The sequence below is a fragment of the Rodentibacter caecimuris genome, assembly GCF_001019715.1.
GTDB classification, from domain to species: domain Bacteria; phylum Pseudomonadota; class Gammaproteobacteria; order Enterobacterales; family Pasteurellaceae; genus Rodentibacter; species Rodentibacter caecimuris.
The window spans coordinates 2,285,170-2,309,798 of the sequence record NZ_BBXJ01000001.1; the positions used below are offsets into that span (position 1 = coordinate 2,285,170).

Consider the following 24,629-nt stretch of genomic DNA (forward strand, 5'->3'; position numbering starts at 1 on the left):
TTGCAATTCCGGTAAATCTTAGTAAGATTCGAGTCCTTATTTTAACTCGGGTTCCCTCACCCCGATTTTCCATTAAATTAAAAAGGTATAACATGAAAATCCAACATTCTATTTTTAATGCGCAACAAAAGCGCACCGCTCTTATTTGGTTAAGTTTTTTCCATATTCTAATCATTGCGGCAAGCAATTATTTAGTACAAATTCCCTTTGAAATTACTCTAAAACTGACCGCACTTGGCGCCGCAGAAAACTTTTCTTTTCACAGCACTTGGGGAACGCTTACTTTTCCCTTTATTTTCCTCGCTACGGATTTAACCGTACGTGTATTCGGTGCAAAAGAAGCCCGTTGGATTATTTTTATCGTGATGATTCCGGCGCTAATCGTGAGTTATGTCATCTCCGTGCTGTTTTCCGATTCTCAATTTCAGGGCATTGAGGCATTAAGCAACTTTGATCTGTTTGTCTTCCGCATCGCACTCGCCAGCTTTTTGGCTTATGTGGTGGGGCAATTATTGGATGTTTCGGTATTTAACCGATTACGACAACTTAAAACATGGTGGATCGCACCAAGCAGTTCGATGCTATTCGGCTCGCTTGCCGACACGTTCGTGTTTTTCGGCGTGGCATTTTATCAAAGCACGGACACTTTCATGGCGGAGCATTGGATACAGCTTGGGTTTGTGGATTACTTATTCAAACTATTTATTGGCATTTTGCTATTTGTGCCGGCTTATGGCGTAGTATTAAGCTTTATTTTACGTAAACTCCAAGCCCTAAGCGGTCAAAACAAGGCGTCTTATTCACATTAACATGCCCGTGTTGTACAACACGACATCATATCGAAAATCAATGGTATATGTCACAAATACACAATTTAAAGAAAATGTAGGGACGCCACGCTGGCGTCCGTAAAAATTAAATGATTTTAAAAGGTTGTATGGCGAACACCGGCATGGCATCACTACCAATGAGATAAAATTTAAGTTTGTGCAACTGCTAAATCATACCGAAAATCAAACAAAGTGCGGTCAAATTTAACCGCACTTTTCATTATAATCTGGCTTTCTCCCCGCCAAACTCGTCCAATAAATTTTCAGTTAATTTGGCGATAATCCCTGTCATTAACACAAAATCCGCATCAAATCGCTGGGCGAAATCTTCTTTTAAAATATCCTCATTTTTCTCGCGTACGTTGTCGGCAAATTTCAAGCGTTTGATCGTGCAATCTTCATTAAACACAAAAGTGAGGGTATCTTCCCATTCCAAGGCTAATTTGCTGACCACTTTTTTCCCTTCTTGTAATAGCGCAAGGATTTCCTCGTTTTCAAGGGGTTGTTTTTTGCAACGAATCACGCTGTCTTCTTGGCTGCCGCGCAGCTCGGCTTCTTCAAGGGCGATGAGCCAGTGCGGCAGGCTGTCTTGCGTGATCCAATGGGTCAAAATCGTGCTGGGTTCCTGCGCAAACGCCAAGGGAACAACAGGCAAAGAACCAAGGGATTTTCGCAATAATGCCAATGTATCTTCCGCACGTTTGCTTGATGCCGCATCCACATGAATAAGTTGATTTTCCGTATCAATCCACAACGCCGTATGCTGATTTTTACTGAACGCCCGTGGCAACAGGTTCATCACCACATCATCTTTTAACGTTTGTTTTTCTACTTTTTTCAGTTTGCGGTTTTCTTTTTGTTCCACACTTTCAATACGCTCATCCAACTCACGTTTTACCACATTTGCCGGTAAGATTTTTTCTTCCTTTTTTGCCACCAATAAAATCTGTTTAGTAGAGAAAAAATATAATAAATCCGATCCGCGCAACGGCTGTCCCCAACCGAACTTACTTTGATCTTGTGCACCGCAAGGATGAAATCGGCAAGATTCAAGCTGTGTTTGTAATTGTTCGAGATCCCATTCTAAGGGCTTTGTGATTCTATATGTCATTAAATTTTTAAACCACATCGTACACTTCCTTCATAATCAGGTAAAATGGGCGTCATTGTAGCCCATAAACTGACAGGAAAAAATGATGCAGCAAAAATTAATCGCCTTTATCGGTGGTGGTAATATGGCACAGGCTATTGTGTTGGGGTTGTTAAAACAAGGGTATCCGGCAACACAAATTATTGTGAACGATCCTAATCGGGAAAAACGGGAAAGCTTTACCAAACTAGGCGTGCAAACGGCAGAAAATAATGAAGAAAGCGCCTCTCGCGCCGATATTGTCTTACTTGCCGTTAAACCGCAAATGATGGCGGAGGTTTGTCAGTCGCTAAGTGCGGTTGATTTTTCCGATAAATTATTCATTTCTATTGCCGCAGGTATTTCCACTGCCCGCTTGCAAGCCTTGATTCCTAGTGCAAAATCCATTGTGCGGGTAATGCCAAACACGCCGGCATTAGTGGGTGAGGGAATGGCAGGGCTGTTTGCCTCAAAAAATACCGCTGAAATCGACCGCACTTTGGCGGAACGATTATTGGCGGCAGTGGGAAAAACCGTTTGGATTGAAGACGAAAGCCAAATGCACGCCGTAACCGCCGCATCCGGCAGTAGCCCCGCCTATTTCTTTTTAATGTTAGAAGCAATGCAACAGGCTTTGATCGAAATGAATATAGATGCAAACACCGCCCGCCAACTGGTGCAGCAATCTATGCTTGGCGCGGCTAAAATGGTGATGGAAAACCCACAGATTACGCTTGCCACGTTAAGAGAAAATGTCACATCAAAAGGCGGCACTACTGCTGCTGCGTTGGAGGTGTTCAATACGCGGCAATTTAATCAAACCATAGCGGAAGCAATGCACGCCTGTGTTGCACGCTCACAAGAAATGGAAACCTTATTCTAATGCAAGTTCGTCCTTTTTACTGGCTCGCACTGAGCTTTCTCGGCTACTACTGTGCTTATGGCGTATTTTTGCCGTTCTTTCCTGCTTGGTTGAAATCACAACAATACGGCGAAGAAATGATCGGGCTTGTGATCGGTAGTGCCTATATTTTCCGTTTTATCGGCGGATTATTTTTCTCTTCGTTAATCAAAAAAGCCGATCACATTATCAATTCCCTGCGATTATTGGCTTTATGTTCCGCCCTGATTATGGCTACCATGAGTTTAGTTGCCGATAATTTTTGGTTACTGTTTTTTGCGATTGGACTTTTTGCTATGGTCAATTCCGCCGGTATGCCGATTGGCGATTCGTTAGCGTCCACTTGGCAACGCCAAATCGGTTTGGATTACGGCAAAGTACGCTTAATCGGCTCTGCCGCTTTCATTCTGGGCGTAGTTGTCTTTGGCGGTATGATAGACTGGGTCGGAGAACAAAATATCGTATGGATTTTGACCGCACTTTTGCTGTTTTATACCCTAATTCAGCTACTCAAACCAACCATTCCGCCAAAAGATGAAACGCTAATAGACAGTACGCCGACTCAAATCGGCTTTTTGACATTACTCAAAAATTCAACCACGTTACGGGTGATGATTGGAGTAGGGCTGATTCAAAGCTCCCACGCTGCCTATTATGTGTACAGTACCATTTATTGGACAAGCATCGGTATTTCCGTTTCTCAAACCAGTCTGCTTTGGGGGATAGGCGTATTAGCGGAAATTTTATTGTTCTTCTTTTCACGCCGGTTATTCCAAAATTGGGCGGTCAGTCTGATTTTCTTTCTTTCCGCAATCGTATCTATTTTACGTTGGGCAGGCTTGGCTTACGCCGATACTTTTTGGCAAATTTTACCGCTCCAACTGGCGCATAGCCTCACTTATGCCGCTTGCCATTATGCGATTGTGCGTTATATCACCACACAACCACAAAACCACATTGCAAAATTGCAAGGGCTGTATAACGGCTTATCAAATGGCGCACTTATTGCACTGTTTTCGGCTCTCTCCGGCTTAATCTATCCGATTTCGCCAACCATGACGTTCTTATTAATGAGCGTTATAGCGGCGCTCTCGCTCTTAGTGATACCACGAAAATTAGAGGCATTTTTGGTCAAACAAAATTAGGCGGTATTCTGTTCCAACAAAGATGTGAAGATAAATACGAAGGAAATTATGAATAATTTGTCATTGGTGGAGCTCTTCCTTAACGAATACTGGATTGAAAAAGGGCTTTCTGAAAATACCGTGCAATCTTATCGGTTGGATCTGACCGCACTTTGTCATTGGTTGGAGCAACATCATCTTTCCCTTGAAACCTTAGATGCAGTGGATTTACAGCATTTCCTCGGGGAACGGGTCGAGCAAGGCTATAAAGCGACCAGTACTGCACGGCTATTAAGTGCCATGCGAAAATTATTCCAGTATTTATACCGTGAAAAATATCGTGCGGATGATCCGAGCGCAATATTAAGCTCACCCAAATTACCAAGCCGTCTGCCAAAATATTTAAGCGAACAACAAGTTACCGACTTACTCAATACGCCGAATGTGGAAATCCCTTTAGAATTGCGCGATAAAGCGATGTTGGAATTGCTTTACGCCACAGGTTTGCGTGTAACGGAATTGGTGTCGCTCACCATTGAAAATATGAGCGTACAACAAGGGGTTGTGCGGGTCATCGGCAAAGGAAACAAAGAACGTATTGTCCCGATGGGGGAAGAAGCGGCATATTGGGTTCGCCAATTTGTTCTTTATGCCCGCCCCGTTTTATTAAACGGACAAAGTTCCGATATTGTGTTCCCTAGCCAACGGGCACAACAAATGACCCGCCAAACTTTCTGGCATCGTATTAAACATTATGCCGTGCTTGCCGAGATTGATGCGGACGCACTCTCACCCCACGTACTCCGCCACGCTTTCGCCACCCATTTAGTCAATCATGGTGCGGATTTACGCGTGGTGCAAATGCTACTGGGGCATAGCGATTTATCCACCACACAAATCTACACACATGTTGCAAAAGAGCGGTTAAAACGCTTGCATGAACGATTTCACCCAAGGGGATAAACGAAAAAGTGCGGTTAAAAATCACCGCACTTTTGTTTAACCGCTCTATTATGTAGCCGTTGCACAAACTTAAATTTTATCTCATAGGTAGGGACGCCACGCCGGCGTCCTCCATACAACCTTTTAAAATCATTTAATTTTTACGGACGCTAACGTGGCGTCCTTACATTTTTTTTAATTGTGCATTTGCTACATCATGTCGTTTAACCGCTTACTTCAACGCCAACAATCTCGCTACATTCTGCGCGGCAGAAATTAAGTTCTGTTCGCCTTGTTTGAGAACCTCGGACAACTCACCTAACTGGCGGATAATCGGGAAAACCGCGTCAATACCGTGGGCATAAACCACATCGTAGTCTTCACGCAAACAGCCGACAATGGCAATCACCGGTTTGTTGAATTGTTTCGCCGTCCGTGCTACGCCAATAGGGGTTTTGCCCATAATACTTTGCGCATCCATTCGCCCTTCGCCAGTAATAACATAATCGGCATCTTGCACGTAATCGGCAAGTCGTAAATTCTCTAATACAATTTGTACGCCGGCTTTAAGTTGCACATTTGGCAATAACAACAATCCGCCGCCCATGCCACCTGCCGCTCCTGCACCTGCCAGCTCTGCAATATCCTTACCACCATCCCATTTGGCAATTTTCGCAAAATGGGCTAATGCGCAATCAAGTTGTTGTACCATCTCCGCTGTCGCCCCTTTTTGCGGACCGAAAATAGCAGAGGCGCCACGCTCGCCACAAAGAGGATTATTCACATCGCAAGCCACTTCAATCTGTATATTTTGTAAGCGTGCGTCCAATTTTTGAAAATCAATTTTTTCGATCTTCGCTAACTCTGCCCCACCAAAGCCAATTTGATTGCCTTGAATATCTAGAAATTGTATGCCTAGTGCCTGCAACATTCCCACGCCACCGTCATTAGTCGCACTACCGCCAATGCCAAGAATGAGTTTTTCCACACCAAGCTCAAGGGCTTGTTTGATTAATTCACCCGTGCCGTAACTGGTGGTAAGTAACGGATTACGTTTTTCCGCTGAAACCAAATGCAATCCCGAAGCCGCTGCCATTTCGATAATTGCGGTTTTACCATCACCGGATAACCCAAAGAAACTGTTGATTTTTTCCCCCAAGGGGGCGGTAACTTCACATTCCACGATGTTACCTTGGGTCGCATCCACTAAGGATTGCACTGTCCCTTCGCCGCCATCCGCCATAGGTAATTTCACATATTCCGCATCAGGAAAAACACGTTTAAAGCCTGTTTCAATGGCAGTTGCCACTTCAAGTGCGGTTAAACTTTCTTTAAAAGAATCAGGGGCTATCACAATTTTCATTTTTGTACTCCTTGATTAGAATAGGTTAAAGACACCGAAAATTAAGGTAGAAATAAGGGTCATCACCAAACCGACCGCACTTTCGTAAGGAATCAATTTTAAACGTTCTTTTATCTCCATATTCACGCTACCACCGGTGGCGTGGAAGAAAGAACCATGAGGCATATGATCAAACACCGTCGCCCCTGCGTGAATCATCGCTGCACCGGCGAGGCTGCTCACACCAAGTTCCAATAAGGTACTGCTGAAGACATTAGAGGCAACCGCTGTGCCTGCGGTAGTAGAAGCGGTGGCAAGAGACATTAACGCCCCTGAAATCGGTGCAAGAATGTAGGAAGGCAAGCCGGAATGTTCCAATCCTTGAATCAACACATCTTTCAAACCGGAATTGGCAATAATGCCGGCTAATGCCCCTGTGCCAAGCAACATAATCGCCACCGGTGCCATTTTTCCCAAACCACTGATAGCATAACTGTTTGCTTGGCGTAATTTGCCCATACAAAGCGCACCAATTAAGCCGCCTAGCGGTAAGGCGATAAGCGGATCTACTTTAATATCAAATAAGGGACGAAGGGCAAGTAATAAAATCGCTACTAACGGGGCAACAAGTGCGGTTAAAAATGAAGGTAAATTTTGACTTTCAACCATCACCACTTCTTTATCTGTTACTTTAGCGCCCTTATTAATAAGTCGTTTTGCCAAGAAATAAGTGAGCATTAAACCAAATATTGCCGGAATAACACCAGCCATCATCACGGAAGTCAGCGGCAAATGAAAAGTATCCGACGCCGCAATGGCATTCGGATTTGGCGACATAATATTGCCCGCTTTCCCTCCGCCAATCATCGCTAATAAAATTGCCGCCTTGGATAAATCGGTGCGACGCGCCAAAGCTAAGGCTATCGGCGAAACGGTAATTACTGCCACATCCACAAATACTCCTACTGCGGTTAAGATCATCGTGGCTAATGCCAACGCCAATAACGCACGGGTTTCACCAAGCTTATTCGTGATACTTTCCGCAATGGAATTTGCCGCACCGGATTCAATCAACACGCCGGCTAGCACACCGGCGGCTAAAATACGCATCACGGCAGTCGTAATCCCTTGTGCACCGCCGATCATTAAGCTCACGGTTTGTGATAAATCCACACCGCCAACCAAGCCCCCCACTAATGCCCCGACTAACATCCCATAAGCAGGCGATACTTTTTTCAAAATTAGGAAAATGGCAACGACCAACGCCACCAATGCCCCTAAAGCAGATACGGTTGTCATAATTTCTCTCCTCTCAAATAATCAGATATGAAAGATTATTTCCCGTTTAACAAAAAATTGCTTTATTCATATCAACAAAAAAGTGCGGTTAAACCTACCTCATTTTGTGATTTTGAACAAATCAATGTTCTACCAATGTACCTAAATAAAGTCCAATACATCATCTATCTTATTGAAAGATAAATCTATTATTTGTTCAATCTTAGCAAGTCGATAACATAGGGTATTGGGATGAATAAATAGTTTTTCAGTGATGTGAGAATGATCACAGTTTTAAAATAAAGTTTTTCCGCTCTTGAATGATTGTTTTTATTTTGTTGGTTTTTTGTAATTTTCTTAACTAGAATAAACTTTCTAATAAACTCTTCTATCATTCATCAAAATAAAGCTCAATCATATGAACTAGAATAATTGATAGTCAAAAATAAATTAGGGGTATATTTATGAAAAAATATATTACTTTAATAGCACTTTGTTTGGGTCAAGGTTTAAGCGGAACGGTAATTTCTTTACTGACATTAACCTCTGCTCTTGTGGGTAAATCTCTAGCGCCAACAGAAATACTGATAACCCTTCCTATGACAATGACGGTTCTAGGTTCATTTTGTATGATTTATTATGCAAGTTTATTAATGAAAAAATACGGTCGAAGAAGAGCATTTATCATAAGCGGTTTCATTGGTATTTTGGGTGCAATTTTGGCAATAGTTGCATTATATTATCAGCACTTTGTGCTTTTTCTATTTTCAACATTTATTCTTGGTAATGCGACGATATTTAACCAATTTTATAGATTTGCGGCAGCAGAGATTTTTAGTAATGAAATATGGAAGAAAAGATCAACCTCATTAGTTATTGGTTCCGGCATTCTTGGAGGAATATTAGGCCCTTTTCTGGCAGGGAAAGGCGTTAATTTCATTTCAAATCATGATCTAATGGGTAATTTTATTTTTATTATCATAATATTTTCCCTATTGATTGTTAGCCAATTTTTTGTTTTTATTGAAAAAGAGTCTTCACTACCTAAATCTATAAGTTTACTAAATAAAGAGCAGATATATCGTTCCAGAAATTTTATTATTGGAACACTAAGTTGTACTATTGGATTTTCATTAATGACTTTAATGATGAATTCTGCACCATTATCAATGCATAATAATCACTATCCTGTGTCACAAAATGTATTTGCATTACAATTACATTTTATTGGTATGTATGTACCTGCCCTATTCATTCCATTTTTAATTGAAAAAATTAAAACCGGTACCCTAATTTTATTTGGTAGTTTATGTTTTACTTTTGGTTCAATAAGTATTTTTCTATTATCCCCATATTATAGTTATGTTATTTCTCTATTTTTTTCCGGTATAGGTTGGGCATTAATGTTTAGTGGCGGAACATTTTATCTTAATGAAATTAATCATGACATTAAGCATAAATTGCAAAGTATTAGTTCAATATTCACCTATTCCGGCAACTTAACATTTTCCTTTCTTGCGGGATTTACATTGGCTTTTCCAAATGGGTGGCAATGGGTGAATATTATTGTAATGAGTATTTCATCGCTCTTTTTTATTTATTATTTGACTAAAAGCTATCATCGCTTAGAAACTTAAAAAGTTTACGACTTTTAATCATTATTACCATTTATAACCAATATCGTACTCAAATAAAGACTCAACATATCATCTATCTTATTGAAAGATAAGCCAGTTAATTGTTCAATTTTAGCAAGCCGATAACGCAGGGTATTGGGGTGAATAAATAGTTTTTCGGCTGTGAGATGAAGATCGCAATTTGCCAAAAAATATTGTTGCAACGTTTTATAAAGCGTGGCGTTTTCCCCTGCAAATAAAGGGACAACCGGCTTTAACAATTCCTGACCTTGCCAAGAAGAGGATAAACCGGTCAACAATACCGGCAAACGATATTCCTCAAAGCGATAAATATTTTTTCTCGGATGATGTTTCATACCGTAAGCCAATGTACTTTGGGCGCTTTGAAAAGAAAGGGGAAGTTGTTCGGATAAGGGCACATTCAAACTTGCACCGACTGCAATTTTATAATTATGTTTTGTGTAATCTGTCGGAAGTAACGCTTTTATTTGCTGAGAAAGTGCGGTTGAAATCGACAGTGTTTTTAACACGACAATTTGATCGAGCGATAAAATCGCCACATCCTGCGTAAATTCAGGTTGATCTAAATAATTGATCAAATGCTGTAAGGAATCAGGATTCGGGGATAACAATTTAATCAAAATCACCACTCGAGATTTGGTTAAATCAAAAGCAAAAAATTTGGCTTGTCGCTCGGTTTCTTGCCAATTCAAATCACCACGCAATAACTGCAAAATAAATTCTTCTTTGTAACGGCGGTGCCAACTTTCTTGCTCCAATAATGCGTGTTGCTCTACAATCAATTCCGCGGTCATTTTCACCAATTCCGCATATTGTTTCACCTGCGTAGGCTCACCGGAAATCCCAACCACCCCTATCGCTTTTCCTAAATAATGAATGGGGAGATTAATCCCCGGCCGGGCTTCAAAATTCCATTTTTGGGCTAAGAGTTGATCCACTTCCACTACCCTATTTTCCCGTAACGCCAATACCGCTCCGGTATGTCGTTGCGATAAACGTTCAGGATTTCCGGAGGCAATAATCACGCCGTCATCATTCATCACGTTCACGGAATAATGAATAATTTGCATCGCACGTTTAACGATTTTTTGTGCAATAGTTGTATCAAGTTGCATATTGGTTTTTTTATAGAAAAAGATGAATACACGGTATAACCAACTAAGTTATTCGTCAATGAACTTTGGTGTTAATACTCATACAAACTAAATCAGGCAGAGGAAGTTATAATGTAACCCCGTTTCTTGGTCAAGGTATTGGTTCTGTAAGCGGAACGGTTGGTGGCCTTGATTTTGTTGGGCGAGGTGGCGGTCATAGTGTAAGCCGCACCACGCATCATAACGTCCACGCCAGATGAGTTTACCTTGGCTGTCCGTCATCTCCCTTGGTATGCCGATTTGGTCGCAGTGGAAGTAGTTTATCTCATGCTCAAGGCGGTGAGGGTTTTCCTCTCGTTCCATCTTCCGTCCAATACATTGCGCCAGCGGTTCGTAGCTGTCCGGGTGGCGATAGATGTAGGTAAAAGTGCGGTCAGTTTTTGCTGTGTTTTGGACGTTTTGCGCTTGCGCTTTATGGATTTCCTGCACTAAGTGACTACCGTCCCAAACGAACACGGTGTGGATTTCCAGTTCGCCCTGTTTGTTCCGTTTTGCTTTGGCTATCCGTCTGCCGATGGCGTCATAATAATAGACCCAACGTTCTTTTCGGTAACGGGTGGTAATCTCTGCACCTATCAGACGGTCGTGTAAGTCGTAGCGGTAACTGACGCGATTATCCTTGTCGTAGGTGGTTGCTAGGGTGTTACCTAAGCTGTCGTAAGTAAAACCGACGCCGGCATAGTGGCTGAGGCGGTTGTTTTTTATCACTTGGTTGTCACGCTCAATCAGATTATGTGCTGGGTCAAAACAAAACCGTTCATGATATGTCTGTATCGCCATCAGCGGTTGTACACATATTCAATACATTTTTTTGTAACACAACTTTCTACACAGCTATCTGTTGATACCTTTGAACATCTTGATGCTGAATAACTATCCTTCTTAGAAATTATTGGTCGAGCCTTAACCAAAAATATACTATTTGGGAAAGTTACCTTCAAAAGGTACTACAGGGCTTCGAACATATTCTACCATTTTGTTATTTTCAACATTAACTACAAAAATTACTGTTTCATAGCCAATTTTTTGTAATAATCCCAGTAAATTTGACACATCATAAAAGCTAACTTTTGAATCTACATATACAGTTACTTTGGTCTCTTTAGGAACATCTGTAGTTTGTACTAAGAATTGATATAGTTTCCCATATCCTAAAATTTTTTTATCATGTATAGAAAAAACTTTATCTTTTCCTTTCACCCATGCATACAGATTAAACTCTTTTCCACCAGCATATGCATGAGAGAAAAAAAGTAAAAGAAATATAACTAAAAATTTTTTCATCGTTCACTCTCCTGTATATCTTCTATAAACAGTAGATGGATTACTTTCAAATTATTGGTTAGGAGTTGGATATACAGCATCTCCGTGAGCGCTAATGTATGAAAAAACGCAGTAGCTCACTTTTCGATGATCTTACAACCATCTGTCTGGTTTATTTTTGTATGCTCATTGAGAGCTATATTTCTATAGATAGTATATTTCATTAAATATCCTATATCTTATTAAAAAATAAATTCTAATAATCTTTTATTAACTATTTCTAACAATCTCAATATCATTAGAAAAAATTTCAATACTACCTACATCATCAATCAATGCGATTTGCCATTTTTTATGATTTTTATATTGTTCTAACATAACTATTGATGATATATACATACTATCTGCTTCATAGGAAGAAGGAGATATACTCTTTTCTCCTACCTCTAAGAATACTTGAAAACTACTGACATCAATAAATTTCACTGTATAACGCATTAATTTGTCTTCAAGTTTTTCAACCTCAAATACAAGATCTTGACTTTTTAATACATTACTTGCATCAAGATCAAACTTAATACCTATAATTTTTGCATCAATTAAAAAATTCATTTCATTTCCTTTTTATAAAAATTAAGCCATTGGAGCCGGTCCACAACCGCCAAAAGCATGTTTCGTAGTAAAACATGTACAATCAGGATAAGGTCTTTGATTATTTACCGAATAATGCCAGTGAACTTGTGATCCTGTTCGACCTAAACAATTACCATGATCATGAGTTGTATGAGTTTGAAAATTAAATTTAACTCCTGCAGGAGGATTACAGGGTGGGCACTGATTTGTATTGCATTTAGATGTACTTTCAGCCTTGGCTTCAGAGTCTGTCCGCTCTCTATTTTTCATGGCTTCCTCTGCGACAACTCCGACGCCAAGAATGCCCAACGTCACAAGTGCCGCTTTTCCTAACGCTATAAGCTCCGGTGCAAAAACAATAGCTTGTACGAATAACCCCAACGGATCTGTTTGATTCTGCACCGTCCCCTCAAACCGATAAAAATTCTCTCCTCCCGCAAGCCCAATCGGGTCTTGTGTCATAAACCGCCCCGTCATCGGTTCATAATAGCGCAGGAAGTTATAATGTAACCCTGTTTCTTCATCAAAATATTGATTCTGTAAACGGAACGGTTGGTGACCTTGGTTTTGTTGCGTGAGGTGGCGGTCATAGTGTAAGCCGCCCCACGCATCATAGCGTCCCCGCCAGATGAGTTTACCTTGACTATCCGTCATCTCCCTCGGGATACCGATTTGGTCGCAGTGGAAGTAGTTTATATCGTGTTCTAATCGGTTAGTTTTTTCCTCTTTCCGTCCGATACATTGCACCAGCGGCTCATAGCTGTTCGGGTGACGGTAAATATAGGTGAAAGTGCGGTTGGTTTTTGGGGCGTTTTGCGCGCTTTGCTCATGTCGGATTTCCTGCACCAAGTGCGACCCGTCCCAAATAAATTCACTGTGTAACTGTTTTTCGCCCCCTTTGGTCAACTTCCATTTGGCGACCCGTCTGCCCAACGGATCATAATCATACCCCCAACTTTCCTCTTTGTAACGGCTGTAAATCGCCGCTTTTATCAGCTGATTTTTTAAATCATAGGTATAACGTTGGTAATCATCCTCTGCCGATTTCCGCTCAATCAGATTGCCTCAATTTTATGCTTTATATTTGCTTTTCCTATATTTACACCACCACAATCAGTTTTTATCCCACATAGTTTTACTCTTTCATTTTTATGTTGGTTTAATGATAGCACTGCACCAGCGGCACATAACCGTCCGCTTCGCTGTAAATATAGCTGAAAGTGCGGTTACTTTTATGAGCGATTTCTTGGATTTAAAGTTTATTTTTATTATTTAGTCATAAATTATCTAATTAAACCTATTTTATTGGTTGTAAAATGATAATGCTTAGTTCCATACTCATCATCCATAAGAGAAATCTCCAAGAAATTATCATTATTTATGGAAAATATATAAAGTGACACATATTCTTTCTTAAAAGCGAGATTAAACCAATCAAACAATTGAGTAGTATTAATCTTAAAAATAGGGAAGTATTTGTCTGATATACTATAATTATCTATATTTTTAACAATAAGATTACATAATATATAAACGTAATCTTCACTATTAAATATATCCATACATATACGAAGTGATTCCACAATATTAAAAGAACCATATATCCTATGAAATTCACTAACATTTCTATATTTCTGATATATATATATCGTTTCAGGAAAAAGAATTATTTCTTCTGAATTATTTATTAAAGAAGATAAGCTTTGATCTTCAATCCAATTTTGTAAAATTTTCTTTTGAATAAATAAATAGTTATTATTTTTCATTTTTGACACCTTAATTAAAACGATGAGGAAATACAGCACCTCCTCCTTGATACTTCCAAGCTCCGTGGCTAAAAGTTTGTATTTCTCCATTATCTGTTTTAGCATTACTTATATGCCAATGTGGACAAGGATGATCCCTATCAGACGGGTGATGAGATACTATCTTTATATCTCCCTGAGGATAGGCGCTATACGCATATTGCTCCCAACCTTGAATACCTCGTTTAGCAATTAAATCATTTTCTGTTAATTGAGAAGAAGCTAATGCTTGCTTTTTAGCTTCGGAGCGTGTTGGATAATCTGAACAAGGATCTTTTTTACACTTGGATGTTTCAGCTTGTGTAGCAGACTGAGCCTTATCATGCTCTTCCTTCGCATCCATAATACCCGCTGCAATAAGAATGCCTGTTAAAGCTGTTCCTACATACGCCAATCCTTCCAAAATCCAAGGGACTGCCGGTGCAAGTGCCGGCGCAAATAATCCCAAGGGATCCGTTTGATTCTGCACCGTTCCCTCAAACCGATACAAATTCATCCCACCTTTCAACCCTATCGGGTCCTGTGTCGTAAACCGCCCTGTTATCGGGTCATAGTAGCGCAGGAAGTTATAGTGCAACCCCGTTTCTTCATCATAGTATTGGTTTTGTAACCGAAACGGCTGGTGGGTGCCTGCCGTATTTTTCGGGTAGCGCTCTCGGATAAGAGCACCCCAAGCATCATAACGCCCCCGCCAAATCAGTTTACCATCACTGTCCGTCATCTCCCTCGGGATGCCGATTTGGTCACAGTGGAAGTAATTGACCTCGTGCTCAATCCGGTTGCCCTGTCCGTCCGTGCGGGCAAGACATTGCGCCAGTGGCTCATAGCTATTTGGGTGGCGGTAAATATAGGTGAAAGTGCGGTCGGTTTCGGTGCCGTTTTTGTGGTCATGTCGGATTTCCTGCACCAAGTGCGAACCGTCCCAGATAAATTCGCTGTGTAACGCTTTTTCGCCCCCGTTGTTCAGTTTCCATTTGGCTAGCCGTCTGCATCTAATATGCAATAAGATCATAGCTCAATAAAATAGAAGTTATAATAAAGAAAATAAAATAGGATAAAATCATCATAATTATCATATTTAACATCAAAACTAAATAACTGACATATGCTTTACCAGAAAACTTTATATAAACTTGATAAATAAAAAAAATAATTGGTGTATATATAAATAAAATAGTATTTTTATCCATGTAAAGCCAAAACAAATACATAAACCTATCATTAACCAAAAGAGATAAAATACTCATTAAAGAAACATAAATAATAATATATACATTTTGAATCATTAACTCTAATTTTCCCATATTTACTTCACCTTCTTAATTTTTAAGATGTCTTTTTCTACTTCTGTTGCAAAATCTTGACAATTATTCATTAATAAACTGTAATTATCATTACCAAAAACTGGATTATTTCTTATTACTATTTCCCCATTATCTGCTTTCTCTAAAGTTGGTTTCGTTCTATTTTTCACATTATTTACAGCTTGCCTCATAGTCTCATCATCATAATGAGTGCTAGAACATTTATATCCTTGTATTGAAGTCTCAGAGAATAGTCCATCTCCACCATATCCTATATTAGTTCCATCATCATAAAAAATATGTTCATGAAAGAATCCTAAATCTAAACCACCTCTAAAATTAGGATCTATATCACTGCTTCCAGGAAGAGCTTTCAAGGCTCTAGTACAAAAGCGTGCTAATCCCAAAGGATCAACCCATGCCTGTACATTAGGTGCAAATTGATAAAGATTCATCCCACCTTTCAACCCTATCGGGTCCTGTGTCATAAACCGCCCTGTTATCGGGTCATAGTAACGCAGGAAGTTATAATGCAACCCCGTTTCTTCGTCATAGTATTGGTTTTGTAACCGAAACGGCTGGTGGATGCCTGCCGTATTTTTCGGGTAGCGCTCTCGGATAAAACCGCCCCAAGCATCATAACGCCCCCGCCAAATCAGTTTACCATCACTGTCCGTCATCTCCCTCGGGATGCCGATTTGGTCACAGTGGAAGTAATTGACCTCGTGCTCAATCCGGTTGCCCTGTCCGTCCGTGCGGGCAAGACATTGCGCCAGTGGCTCATAGCTGTTCGGGTGGCGGTAAATATAGGTGAAAGTGCGGTTGGTTTCGGTGCCGTTTTTGTGGTCATGTCGGATTTCCTGCACCAAGTGAGAACCGTCCCAGATAAATTCACTATGTAACGCTTTTTCGCCCCCTTTGTTCAGTTTCCACTTGGCTAACCGTCTGCCCAACGGGTCATAATCATACCCCCAACTTTCCTGTTTGTAACGGGTGTAAATCTCCGCTTTTATCAGCCGATTTTTTAAATCATAGGTATAACGTTGGTAATCATCCTATGCCGATTTTCGTTCAGTCAGATTCCCCAAACCATCATAGGTAAAACGAATACCCTGATAATTAACCACCCGGTTGTCGTGAACCTTTTCCGTCGGGTTGTTAACGAGGTTATGTGCAGGGTCAAAATAAAAACCTTGGACTTGAGGTTGAGAATGCCCTTGACTCTCCGCTTTGGCAATCCGCCCCAGATTGTCATATTGATATTGCGTCTGTTGCGGTGCCTCAAACGGTTTAGGCGGGAACACCGTGCGCGTTTGGGTCAGATTACCCAGACTGTCGTAGCCGTAAGTGCGGTCAATTTGTGCGCCGTTTTGGTGGTGGACAAGCCCCGCCTGCTGTTGCACCAACCGCCCCATCTCGTCATAGCGGTAACGCTCACTCAGCTGCCCCTGACTTCGGACAATTTCTCGATGAAGCGTATCCCGCGTCATTTCACTAATCAGCTGTCGGTTTTACGAGTGTTAGATTCAATCAGTTGGTCGTTAAGGTTATAATAATATACCCAATATTATTTATCTTTATACTTTAACTTTCACCGTGGTAGAAAAACAATATAAATATAGACCAAAAAATCAAATATGAAATAATAGAAAGTGTAATTGAGTTTATAAAAAGTATTTTGAATGAATATGGCTGATACCACCCCAATTTAGCCTTTAAGAAAATTTGTAGCAGTAAAACAAAAAAAGGAATATGGACAAATAAAGCCACCTTATCTTCATTCACAAACCAAATAGCTAAGGTAAAAATACCTTTTTCTGGATATATACAAGCTAAAAAAGAAAACAGTATTATATATAATAAAACTAATACATTACTCAAAAATAGATTTATTTTGAATCTCACTTTTTCCTCCATAATTTATAGTATTCTTTTTCAACTTCAGTTGAAAAATCCTGACAATTATTAGATAAAAAATCATAATTATCATTCCCAAATTTTAATTTTTGTTTTTCTATGAGTTTTCCACTAGTAATATCCCTATAAGAAATTTTTCTATCTTTTACATTTTTAACCGCTTGCTTCATTATAGAATCATCAAATGAAATATTTGAGCATTTATATCCTTCCATTGAATTTTCAGAGAAAGTTCCTGTCTTTGTATATCCAATATTTGTTCCATCATCAAAAAAAATCTGCTCATGAAACACTCCTAAATCAAATCCTCCTCGATATGATTTATCTATATCTGTAGTTACTCCAAAAGGAGCAAAAGACAAAGGTCTAGTACAGAATCTAGCTAACCCCAAAAGATCAACCCATGCCTGTACATTAGGTGCAAATTGATAAAGATTCATCCCACCCTGCAACCCTATCGGGTCTTGTGTGGTAAACCGCCCCGTTATCGGGTCATAGTAGCGCAGGAAGTTATAGTGCAACCCCGTTTCTTCGTCATAGTATTGGTTTTGTAAGCGGAACGGCTGGTGGGTGCCTGCCGCATTGTTCGGGTAGCGCTCCCGGATAAGATCGCCCCAAGCATCATAACGCCCCCGCCAAATCAGTTTTCCTTCACTGTCCGTCATCTCCCTCGGGATGCCGATTTGGTCACAGTGGAAGTAATTGACCTCGTGCTCAATCCGGTTTCCCTGTCCGTCCGTGCGGGCAAGACATTGCGCCAACGGCTCATAGCTATTTGGGTGGCGGTAAATATAGGTGAAAGTGCGGTTGGTTTTTGGGCTGTTTTGGGCGCTTTGCTCATGTCGGATTTCCTGCACCAAGTGTGAGCCGTCCCAGATAAATTCGCTGTGTAACGCTTTTTCGCCCCCTTTGTTCAGTTTCCACTTGGCTAACCGTCTGCCCAACGGGTCATAATCATACCCCCAACTTTCCTGTTTGTAACGGGTGTAAATCTCCGCTTTTATCAGCCGATTTTTTAAATCATAGGTATAACGTTGGTAATCATCCTCTGCCGATTTTCGTTCAGTCAGATTCCCCAAACTGTCATAGGTAAAACGAATACCCTGATAATTAACCACCCGGTTGTCCTGAACCTTTTCCGTCGGGTTGTTAACGAGGTTATGTGCCGGGTCAAAATAAAAACCTTGGACTTGAGGTTGAGAATGCCCTTGACTCTCCGCTTTGGCAATCCGCCCCAGATTGTCATACCGATATTGCGTCTGTTGCGGTGCCTCAAACGGTTTAGGCGGGAACACCGTGCGCGTTTGGGTCAGATTACCCAGACTGTCGTAGCCGTAAGTGCGGTCAATTTGTGCGCCGTTTTGGTGGTGGACAAGCCCTGCCTGCTGTTGCACCAACCGTCCCATCTCGTCATAACGGTAACACTCACTCAGCTGCCCCTGACTTCGGACAATTTCTCGATGAAGCGTATCCCGCGTCATTTCACTGATGAGTTGATGATTGAGCTTGATACCCGATAAATGTCCCGTACCATAGTAAAAATAACCGATACTATCCCCCGACGGCAGGCTGGTTTTTAAGCGGTTGCCATTCGCATCATAATCATAGGCAAGCCGCTTCCCCCCCTGACTTTCTTCCACTAAACGCCCTATCGCATCATAACGAAAATCAATCTGCTGCCCGCCACTTTCGACCGCACTCATCCGTCCGTTTAAATCAAACCGGAATCGGGTTTGGTGGGTGTTATCCCCCTGACGGATAACTTCTTCGGTCAGCTGTCCCAAACTATCGTACTTAAATTCCGCTATCCGTATCGCCGCTTTATTCCGCTCGCCACGTTCCGTCACACCATAATCTGTGCGACGCATAAGATTCCCTTGTCGGTCATATTCATACTGCGTAAGCTTATCATCAAACCCCTTCTCCCAAGTCACCCTGTCCAATTCGTCATACACAAAGCGGTAGGTGGCGTGGTTTTCGTTAGTCAGTCCTACCAGTCTCCCCGCCACGTCATAATCATAGTGGAAGTGATGACCCTGTACATTGGTTTTTATACTGAGTAAGCCGTCAGCCCGGTATTGATAGCGGGTTCGGTTGCCCTGTGGGTCCATTACCTCTGTCATACGCCCCGCCTTGTCGTAGCGGTAAGCGGTGCGCTCTTGATTCGGTAACACTGTGGCTATCAGCTGTTGTCGTTCGTTGTAGTCATAGCAGGTGGTGTGACCCTGCGCATCCGTTTGTGCGGTGAGCTGCCCCCATTCGTTATAACCAAACCGGCTTTGATTGCCCGAACAGTCCGTCACTTGGCTCAGTTGATAGTTGTCATCATACGCAAACAAGGTATCATTGCCCAGCGGATCGGTACTGGAAGTCAGAAGTCCTTTGTCATTATAAACATACTGCGTTTTTTGATTTAACGCATCAACACGCTCAATCAGCTTGCCCCTGTCGTCATAATGATAACGGGTCAGGTTGCCAAGCGCATCCGTTTGTCCCGTTAAACGCCCCTCATTGTCATACATAAAATACAACATCACATTATCCGGACGGGTGAGTTTGGTCATTTGTCCTTGCGGGTTGTATTCAAAATAGCGGGTTTGTCCGGAAGGGTCGGTTTGACTTAACACCCGGCCTAATTTGTCTCTCTCTTGCAGGGTTGCCTGTCCGTTTGCCGCGACGAATTTGATAAGTTCTCGATGTTCGTCAAAATGATATTCTTCCGTTCGTCCCAACACGTCGGTCACTTGCGTATAGCTTGGGAAATAGGCAAATTCCCAACGCTCGCCGAGGTTGGTGCTATTACGTATTACCTTGCCGCTTGGGCGATAGTGGTCATATTCATAACGGGAAACTAAGCCTGCGGCATCTTCATGGGCAATCATCAGGTGATTGCGATAGGCAAATTTGCGCACCACATAGCCTAAGCCGTCTTTTACTTCAATTAAATCCCCTTCGGCGTTGTAGCGGTAAGAGACTAATTTTTTGCCAAGCGGGGAATTGATTGATACCTCTGATACCTCAGAAAGTGCGGTGTGTTTTTGTAAAGTTTCCTGTAATTGGGTGAGATTGACTGCGGAAAAAGGCTGGGGTAATAAGTAAATATCGGTCAGCCGCCACAGTGGTGAGCGGTCGCCCGTTTCAGGGGGAATAGTCGCACTTGCCATTGCCGCTATCGGAGAGGCTGTCGCCGTTGTCGCGTCCATGTGCTTAAACTGTAACGCAAAGACCCGTCCGTTGCCGTCTGTTACCGCATAAGGCAGAGGCGGTTGTCCGTATAATCCTTGTCCGTACAAGAACTGTTGGCGGTTGCCGTGGTTGTCTTGAATTGTCTGTAAGGTGAAATAGCGGATGGACGTTTGTCCGTCTTGCCTCTGTCGGGCGGTTTGCGGGGGCAAGCAGCGAAATGTCATGCGCACCGATTTTGTCGTATTGGCAATTTCAATCGTCTCCGTCCCGATATAGTGCACCCAAATCTGTTCGGCTTGAATAAATATCGGTGTGCCGTCAATCTCGCGCGGTAACGGAATTTCCCGTCCCTGTTCGTCAAGGTAATAAAAGGATTCAAGTGCGGTCGATTTCGGCGGCGTTTCTTGGCCGTCGTTCAATGGGGTGTCCAACGGGTTATCTAACGCCACCGACTGTAACCGCCCTTCTATCCATTGGCTGCCGTTCACCCGCCAACCTTGCCCTAACCAGTTACCCATCTCGCCTGCCGGAATATCCGAGTAATATGACCGACGCCATGTGAGGGGTAACAGTCCCGGTAAGGCAAAATCCACTTCATTGGTCAGCAGTTTAATTCCCAAAATCGGGTTGACCGGTCGCCCGACTGCCGCCGCTTGCTTACAGGCGATACATTCGCCCTCCACCGAGCGGCCACCTGCCATCGCCTCGCCTTTCACCGTCAGCGGGCCTTCAATGGTGACAATGCCTTTTAAGGTAATGCCCTTTTCATTCAGATGAATCTGACCGCCTTTGCTGTCCAAGCGAATTTCATCTTTACCGGTGACGTGCATATTTTGGCTTATCATCGTCAATAATTGGGCGGTGCTGAAATGGGTATTATTGCCCACATCAATGCGGTAATCCTTGCCCACGGTTAAGTCAAAATCCTGACCGACCATTTCTTTTTGGCTCAGCAACACATTCAGACTGCGCATCATCCCCACATTATGTAACTCGTTCATGGCGATGTTGGTCATCCGGTTAAAGCCTACCGTGAGCAACTCATTTTGCTTGATAGTTTGCGAGCGGTTTTTCCCGACGGTGATTTTTTCATGGCGTCCGACTTTTTCGCTGCGATTTCGCCCGACGTTGGTGGTTTCGTCATGATTCACCACATTGTTTTGGTTTTTTTGCGCATGAATAAAGATTTCTTCTTGCTCTTTTTCATCGTCGAAACGTAATTCGTTAAACCCCTCCCCTTTGTGGGTTTTGGATTTAATCGTCATGCGGGTTTTATGGGTCGGTAGCGGATAAGGCGGCTCGGTGGTGCCGTGATAGGTGCGCCCGGTAATAATCGGTTGGTCCGGGTCTCCCTCTAAGAAACCGACCAATACCTCATGCCCGATACGCGGAATCGCTATACTGCCGAACTGCGCCCCCGCCCAGCCTTGGCTGACCCGTATCCAACAAGAGCTGTGTTCGTCATTATTGCCCTGTCTGTCCCACGGGAACTGGACTTTCACCCGCCCCCATTCGTCACAGTAAATCTCTTCCTCTGCCGGCCCCACCACATGCGCCACCTGAAGTCCGTCCACACGCGGTTTGGGTTGCGGAGTAGGACGCCATTGGCGTCCCTGCGGTATCAGTTTGATGTCGTTTTCATAACGGTTACCTTGCTCGCCACTCTCTTCTTCCAATACCCCACTCTGCCAACCGCGATGAGTGACCCCCACAACCAGCCAATCTCGATTGTAGTGGGCCCGACGATGGCCCGTCAAAGTGAAACAATAGCCCGGTATCATCCGTAAATCGTCACTTTTGGCGGTGGCAAGCTCAGCCTCACGTTGAAGGTATTCCAAGCGGTATCGGGTGAACGGCTTGCCCTGTGCATCCCGCTTATAACGCCCCGGATAATCGTAACTCTCATACTGTGCGTCACGGTGTTCGCCAAAAATATTCGAGGTGTTGCGAACGGCTTGGTGCTCTTGGTGATAGCGCGGGTGGGTAAAGGTATAATCCCGTAGGGTTTGCTGTGTCCCCGCTAACTTTTCTTCATAAGCCCAATGCCACACTGCCGCCTCAGGCCGCTCGCCTGCCGGCATAGCGTTATACAATAGCCGCCCTTTGGATTCGGCAAGTCCGCTACTGTTGGAGAAATGTAAAATATGATGGTCGGCGGTATGTTCAAAATAATAGTACGTGCCTTCTTCTGCCGCTAAGCGTTCAATAAAGGCTAAATCGGTTTCCCGGTATTGCACACAATACTCTCGCGTCCAATAAGCATCGGAAAAATGAAACTGATGTTGGGTCACCTGATTTTTACGCAACAGGGTTTCGATAATCTGTTGGCTGTCTTGCTGTTGGAAAATACGCAAATCCGCTTGTAGGTTGGCACGGGATAAGGCGGGTTCAATCACCATCTGATAACGGGTGCGGGAAAAACCGCTTTCTTGTTGTTTGAAACCGGTGACGATACCGTTGAGATGACGAACCGCCACATCCCCCTGCCAGAAGGTTAAGGTGGCGGGGTGGTTTAAAATCTCGGCGAAAGCAGGGGCGTTATCAAAACCGGCTAACGCCAGCTCGGCACGGAATAGTGAGGATAAATGTTCGGTCAGGACAAAACTGACTACATCAAATTGGCTGTTGCCGTTGACCGTAAGGCTATAACGATAATCGGATTGAACTGCCATAAGCATTCCTATCTGGATAGTGAGTTACAACATTGGGTGATACAAATATCTTTGATTTTTAACGACTTGCTAAAAATATAGCAATTTGGGGAAATTGACAACTGTTTTGAGGTTGAGGGGGGATAAATTTACATAATTCCCCCATTAATTTTCATTTTCATGCATTGCACGACGTTGTTGTAATAACCATCGCATTACTTCAGGGCTATTAAAAACAACATCCCAAGTATTGTGCGGATTATGATTAATAATGCCATTATCACCTGCTTTTTCCGTGCTGAACTCGGTGTATCTCACATAGGGCGCATGAAGTTGATGATGTAAGATTTCATAATTAATACGAGATCCTTTGACCGGAGAGATTCGGTCTTCCTTACTGTGGAAAAACCACATAGGCACATTTTTAATTGAAGCTAAATTTTCTTTATTGGCATTTCCATCAATCCATTCCGTTGTATAGGCTTCTCTTCCACTTGCTAATAATGCGCCAGCAAAAAAGTGCGGTCGTTTTAGTAAAAGATTTAACACGCCTTCCGCGCCGCGCGATAATCCCACTAAATAAATCCGATCTTTATCAATCGCAGAATTGTGCTGCACCACATCATCAATCATCTTTAATACTAAATTCGCTCGATTTTGGGTTTGCCAGTGAATACCGCCTTGTTGCCCTTTAGTTTTATCGTCAAAAGGGTCAAAAACCGTACTGTATTGAGGGGCGAGCACAAACCCTTCTTCATATTGTAGTGTCGAAATGGCGCCTTTATTTGAAACAAGATGAGCTAAATTATCCGTACCGACTTGACCGGAACCGTGTAAGAAAATGGTGAGAGGATATTTTTTATTTCCCCTTAAATCAGGACGATAAAAGCGATATTTCAAGGAATTATTTTCATTAAACATCACCACTTGTTCGGAAAAATCATCAATAAATAAAGTTTTAATATGATCTTTTTCAGTATTCAAAGAGACTGAATTTCGTTCAAGGGTTTTCCCATTGGAGAGCTTTATATAGCCGGTTTGGTCAATTTGATAAACTAACTTTTCGCCGTAATATTGGGGAACCTTTATTCCCTGCACTTTCTCAATTTCAACAATCTTGCCTGTCTGATCTTTTGCTTGAAATTTCATCGGTTGTTGATTATCCGCTTGCAACGAATATAAAGCCGCATTAGCCTCTCTATCATCTAATTCAAGAATCACAAATTTACCCGATTTAGCTTGTTCCGCCTTCTCCGGCAAATCATTGACGTAGGCACGAATAATGGAACGAGGGTGCTTTTCTTTTTCTTCCAATTGGGTGAACACTTGATATGAATATCTCAAATCACTACTTGCCAGAACATTATCTTCATATTCCAACACAATCCCCGTCACTCTTTGACCTAATGAGGTAATTTCAGCCAATAATGTAGCCTGTATCGGTTTTCCTGATTTGGGGCTATCCTCTTGCGCCCAAACAGGAAAGAGCATAAAAAATAAAGCGATACCAAT

At 42.3% G+C, this 24,629-nt stretch carries 19 protein-coding genes and 1 pseudogene; 5 read left to right on the plus strand and 15 right to left on the minus strand.

The genetic code is table 11. The features are described from left to right. Positions 1-92: 92 nt before the first annotated feature. Complete coding sequence (locus PNEUHYL_RS11280; protein WP_059368417.1) at positions 93-809, plus strand: 7-cyano-7-deazaguanine/7-aminomethyl-7-deazaguanine transporter; 717 nt, start codon at positions 93-95, stop codon at positions 807-809. 241 nt (positions 810-1,050) lie between these two features. Here PNEUHYL_RS11280 and rdgC read toward each other — a convergent pair whose 3' ends face one another. After that, positions 1,051-1,959: a recombination-associated protein RdgC gene (gene rdgC / locus PNEUHYL_RS11285; RefSeq protein ID WP_059368420.1), complete on the minus strand. Its 909-nt coding sequence runs from the start codon at positions 1,957-1,959 to the stop codon at positions 1,051-1,053. A 67-nt stretch (positions 1,960-2,026) separates the two neighbouring features. Between rdgC and proC the strand changes: the two genes are divergently transcribed. From proC to xerD, 3 genes are read left to right on the plus strand one after another with little or no spacing between them, the layout of a single operon-like run. After that, positions 2,027-2,842 (plus strand): pyrroline-5-carboxylate reductase, encoded by an 816-nt coding sequence (proC, locus tag PNEUHYL_RS11290; RefSeq protein ID WP_059368425.1) that lies wholly within the window; start codon positions 2,027-2,029, stop codon positions 2,840-2,842. Then, positions 2,842-4,005: a 3-phenylpropionate MFS transporter gene (locus PNEUHYL_RS11295; RefSeq protein WP_059368430.1), complete on the plus strand. Its 1,164-nt coding sequence runs from the start codon at positions 2,842-2,844 to the stop codon at positions 4,003-4,005. The genes proC and PNEUHYL_RS11295 overlap by 1 nt, the downstream gene beginning before the upstream one ends. A 48-nt stretch (positions 4,006-4,053) precedes the next feature. Then, positions 4,054-4,947 (plus strand): site-specific tyrosine recombinase XerD, encoded by an 894-nt coding sequence (xerD, locus tag PNEUHYL_RS11300; RefSeq protein ID WP_059368433.1) that lies wholly within the window; start codon positions 4,054-4,056, stop codon positions 4,945-4,947. A gap of 211 nt (positions 4,948-5,158) precedes the next feature. Here the strand turns inward: xerD and PNEUHYL_RS11305 are convergent, their stop codons facing one another. The 3 genes and pseudogenes from PNEUHYL_RS11305 to PNEUHYL_RS11315 form a co-directional block, all read right to left on the minus strand. Further along, positions 5,159-6,289 carry a glycerate kinase gene (locus PNEUHYL_RS11305; protein WP_059368437.1) on the minus strand — a complete coding sequence of 377 codons (1,131 nt, stop codon included), beginning with the start codon at positions 6,287-6,289 and terminating at the stop codon, positions 5,159-5,161. Positions 6,290-6,304: 15 nt separating this feature from the next. Beyond that, complete coding sequence (locus PNEUHYL_RS11310; RefSeq protein ID WP_059368442.1) at positions 6,305-7,567, minus strand: GntP family permease; 1,263 nt, start codon at positions 7,565-7,567, stop codon at positions 6,305-6,307. A gap of 141 nt (positions 7,568-7,708) precedes the next feature. Then, a pseudogene (locus PNEUHYL_RS11315) lies at positions 7,709-7,840 on the minus strand (helix-turn-helix domain-containing protein); the annotation flags it as partial. Between the two features lie 170 nt (positions 7,841-8,010). Here PNEUHYL_RS11315 and PNEUHYL_RS11320 point away from each other — a divergent pair. Next, on the plus strand, positions 8,011-9,183 hold the full coding sequence (locus tag PNEUHYL_RS11320) for an MFS transporter (RefSeq protein WP_059368447.1): 1,173 nt from the start codon (positions 8,011-8,013) through the stop codon (positions 9,181-9,183). 14 nt (positions 9,184-9,197) lie between these two features. Here the strand turns inward: PNEUHYL_RS11320 and PNEUHYL_RS11325 are convergent, their stop codons facing one another. The 11 genes from PNEUHYL_RS11325 to PNEUHYL_RS11380 form a co-directional block, all read right to left on the minus strand. After that, positions 9,198-10,319, minus strand: coding sequence for a PucR family transcriptional regulator (locus PNEUHYL_RS11325; protein ID WP_059368450.1), 1,122 nt, complete (start codon positions 10,317-10,319; stop codon positions 9,198-9,200). Positions 10,320-10,406: 87 nt separating this feature from the next. Then, entirely contained in the window at positions 10,407-11,138 is a 732-nt protein-coding gene (locus tag PNEUHYL_RS11330) for an RHS repeat domain-containing protein (RefSeq protein WP_059368455.1), read from the minus strand. A gap of 138 nt (positions 11,139-11,276) precedes the next feature. Then, positions 11,277-11,642: a hypothetical protein gene (locus PNEUHYL_RS11335; RefSeq protein WP_059368459.1), complete on the minus strand. Its 366-nt coding sequence runs from the start codon at positions 11,640-11,642 to the stop codon at positions 11,277-11,279. A gap of 249 nt (positions 11,643-11,891) precedes the next feature. After that, the gene (locus tag PNEUHYL_RS11340) at positions 11,892-12,233 is read right to left on the minus strand and encodes a hypothetical protein (RefSeq protein WP_059368463.1); all 342 of its coding nucleotides are present in this window, start codon (positions 12,231-12,233) and stop codon (positions 11,892-11,894) included. 21 nt (positions 12,234-12,254) lie between these two features. Next, entirely contained in the window at positions 12,255-13,313 is a 1,059-nt protein-coding gene (locus PNEUHYL_RS11345) for an RHS repeat domain-containing protein (RefSeq protein ID WP_110890470.1), read from the minus strand. Positions 13,314-13,537: 224 nt separating this feature from the next. After that, positions 13,538-14,020 carry a hypothetical protein gene (locus tag PNEUHYL_RS11350; RefSeq protein WP_059368466.1) on the minus strand — a complete coding sequence of 161 codons (483 nt, stop codon included), beginning with the start codon at positions 14,018-14,020 and terminating at the stop codon, positions 13,538-13,540. 10 nt (positions 14,021-14,030) lie between these two features. Beyond that, positions 14,031-15,071, minus strand: coding sequence for an RHS repeat domain-containing protein (locus PNEUHYL_RS13885; RefSeq protein WP_059368469.1), 1,041 nt, complete (start codon positions 15,069-15,071; stop codon positions 14,031-14,033). A 294-nt stretch (positions 15,072-15,365) separates the two neighbouring features. Further along, positions 15,366-16,316, minus strand: a complete 951-nt coding sequence (locus PNEUHYL_RS13890) for an RHS repeat-associated core domain-containing protein (RefSeq protein ID WP_059368472.1) — start codon at positions 16,314-16,316, stop codon at positions 15,366-15,368. Positions 16,317-16,418: 102 nt separating this feature from the next. Further along, a complete protein-coding gene (locus PNEUHYL_RS13500) occupies positions 16,419-16,853 on the minus strand; it encodes a hypothetical protein (RefSeq protein ID WP_164703644.1) in 435 nt (144 codons plus the stop codon). Between the two features lie 411 nt (positions 16,854-17,264). Beyond that, positions 17,265-23,138: a type VI secretion system tip protein TssI/VgrG gene (gene tssI / locus PNEUHYL_RS11375; RefSeq protein ID WP_077663961.1), complete on the minus strand. Its 5,874-nt coding sequence runs from the start codon at positions 23,136-23,138 to the stop codon at positions 17,265-17,267. A gap of 144 nt (positions 23,139-23,282) precedes the next feature. Beyond that, the gene (locus PNEUHYL_RS11380; protein WP_059368881.1) at positions 23,283-24,608 is read right to left on the minus strand and encodes an alpha/beta hydrolase-fold protein; all 1,326 of its coding nucleotides are present in this window, start codon (positions 24,606-24,608) and stop codon (positions 23,283-23,285) included. Positions 24,609-24,629: the final 21 nt, after the last annotated feature.

Excerpts from the sequence above, each read along its gene's own strand:
- PNEUHYL_RS11280 (WP_059368417.1), top strand. The coding sequence starts at position 93 with ATGAAAATCCAACATTCTATTTTTAATGCGCAACAAAAGCGCACCGCT.
- rdgC (WP_059368420.1), bottom strand. The coding sequence starts at position 1,959 with ATGTGGTTTAAAAATTTAATGACATATAGAATCACAAAGCCCTTAGAA.
- proC (WP_059368425.1), top strand. The coding sequence starts at position 2,027 with ATGCAGCAAAAATTAATCGCCTTTATCGGTGGTGGTAATATGGCACAG.
- PNEUHYL_RS11295 (WP_059368430.1), top strand. The coding sequence starts at position 2,842 with ATGCAAGTTCGTCCTTTTTACTGGCTCGCACTGAGCTTTCTCGGCTAC.
- xerD (WP_059368433.1), top strand. The coding sequence starts at position 4,054 with ATGAATAATTTGTCATTGGTGGAGCTCTTCCTTAACGAATACTGGATT.
- PNEUHYL_RS11305 (WP_059368437.1), bottom strand. The coding sequence starts at position 6,289 with ATGAAAATTGTGATAGCCCCTGATTCTTTTAAAGAAAGTTTAACCGCA.
- PNEUHYL_RS11310 (WP_059368442.1), bottom strand. The coding sequence starts at position 7,567 with ATGACAACCGTATCTGCTTTAGGGGCATTGGTGGCGTTGGTCGTTGCC.
- PNEUHYL_RS11320 (WP_059368447.1), top strand. The coding sequence starts at position 8,011 with ATGAAAAAATATATTACTTTAATAGCACTTTGTTTGGGTCAAGGTTTA.
- PNEUHYL_RS11325 (WP_059368450.1), bottom strand. The coding sequence starts at position 10,319 with ATGCAACTTGATACAACTATTGCACAAAAAATCGTTAAACGTGCGATG.
- PNEUHYL_RS11330 (WP_059368455.1), bottom strand. The coding sequence starts at position 11,138 with ATGGCGATACAGACATATCATGAACGGTTTTGTTTTGACCCAGCACAT.
- PNEUHYL_RS11335 (WP_059368459.1), bottom strand. The coding sequence starts at position 11,642 with ATGAAAAAATTTTTAGTTATATTTCTTTTACTTTTTTTCTCTCATGCA.
- PNEUHYL_RS11340 (WP_059368463.1), bottom strand. The coding sequence starts at position 12,233 with ATGAATTTTTTAATTGATGCAAAAATTATAGGTATTAAGTTTGATCTT.
- PNEUHYL_RS11350 (WP_059368466.1), bottom strand. The coding sequence starts at position 14,020 with ATGAAAAATAATAACTATTTATTTATTCAAAAGAAAATTTTACAAAAT.
- PNEUHYL_RS13885 (WP_059368469.1), bottom strand. The coding sequence starts at position 15,071 with ATGATCTTATTGCATATTAGATGCAGACGGCTAGCCAAATGGAAACTG.
- PNEUHYL_RS13500 (WP_164703644.1), bottom strand. The coding sequence starts at position 16,853 with ATGACGCGGGATACGCTTCATCGAGAAATTGTCCGAAGTCAGGGGCAG.
- tssI (WP_077663961.1), bottom strand. The coding sequence starts at position 23,138 with ATGGCAGTTCAATCCGATTATCGTTATAGCCTTACGGTCAACGGCAAC.
- PNEUHYL_RS11380 (WP_059368881.1), bottom strand. The coding sequence starts at position 24,608 with ATGCTCTTTCCTGTTTGGGCGCAAGAGGATAGCCCCAAATCAGGAAAA.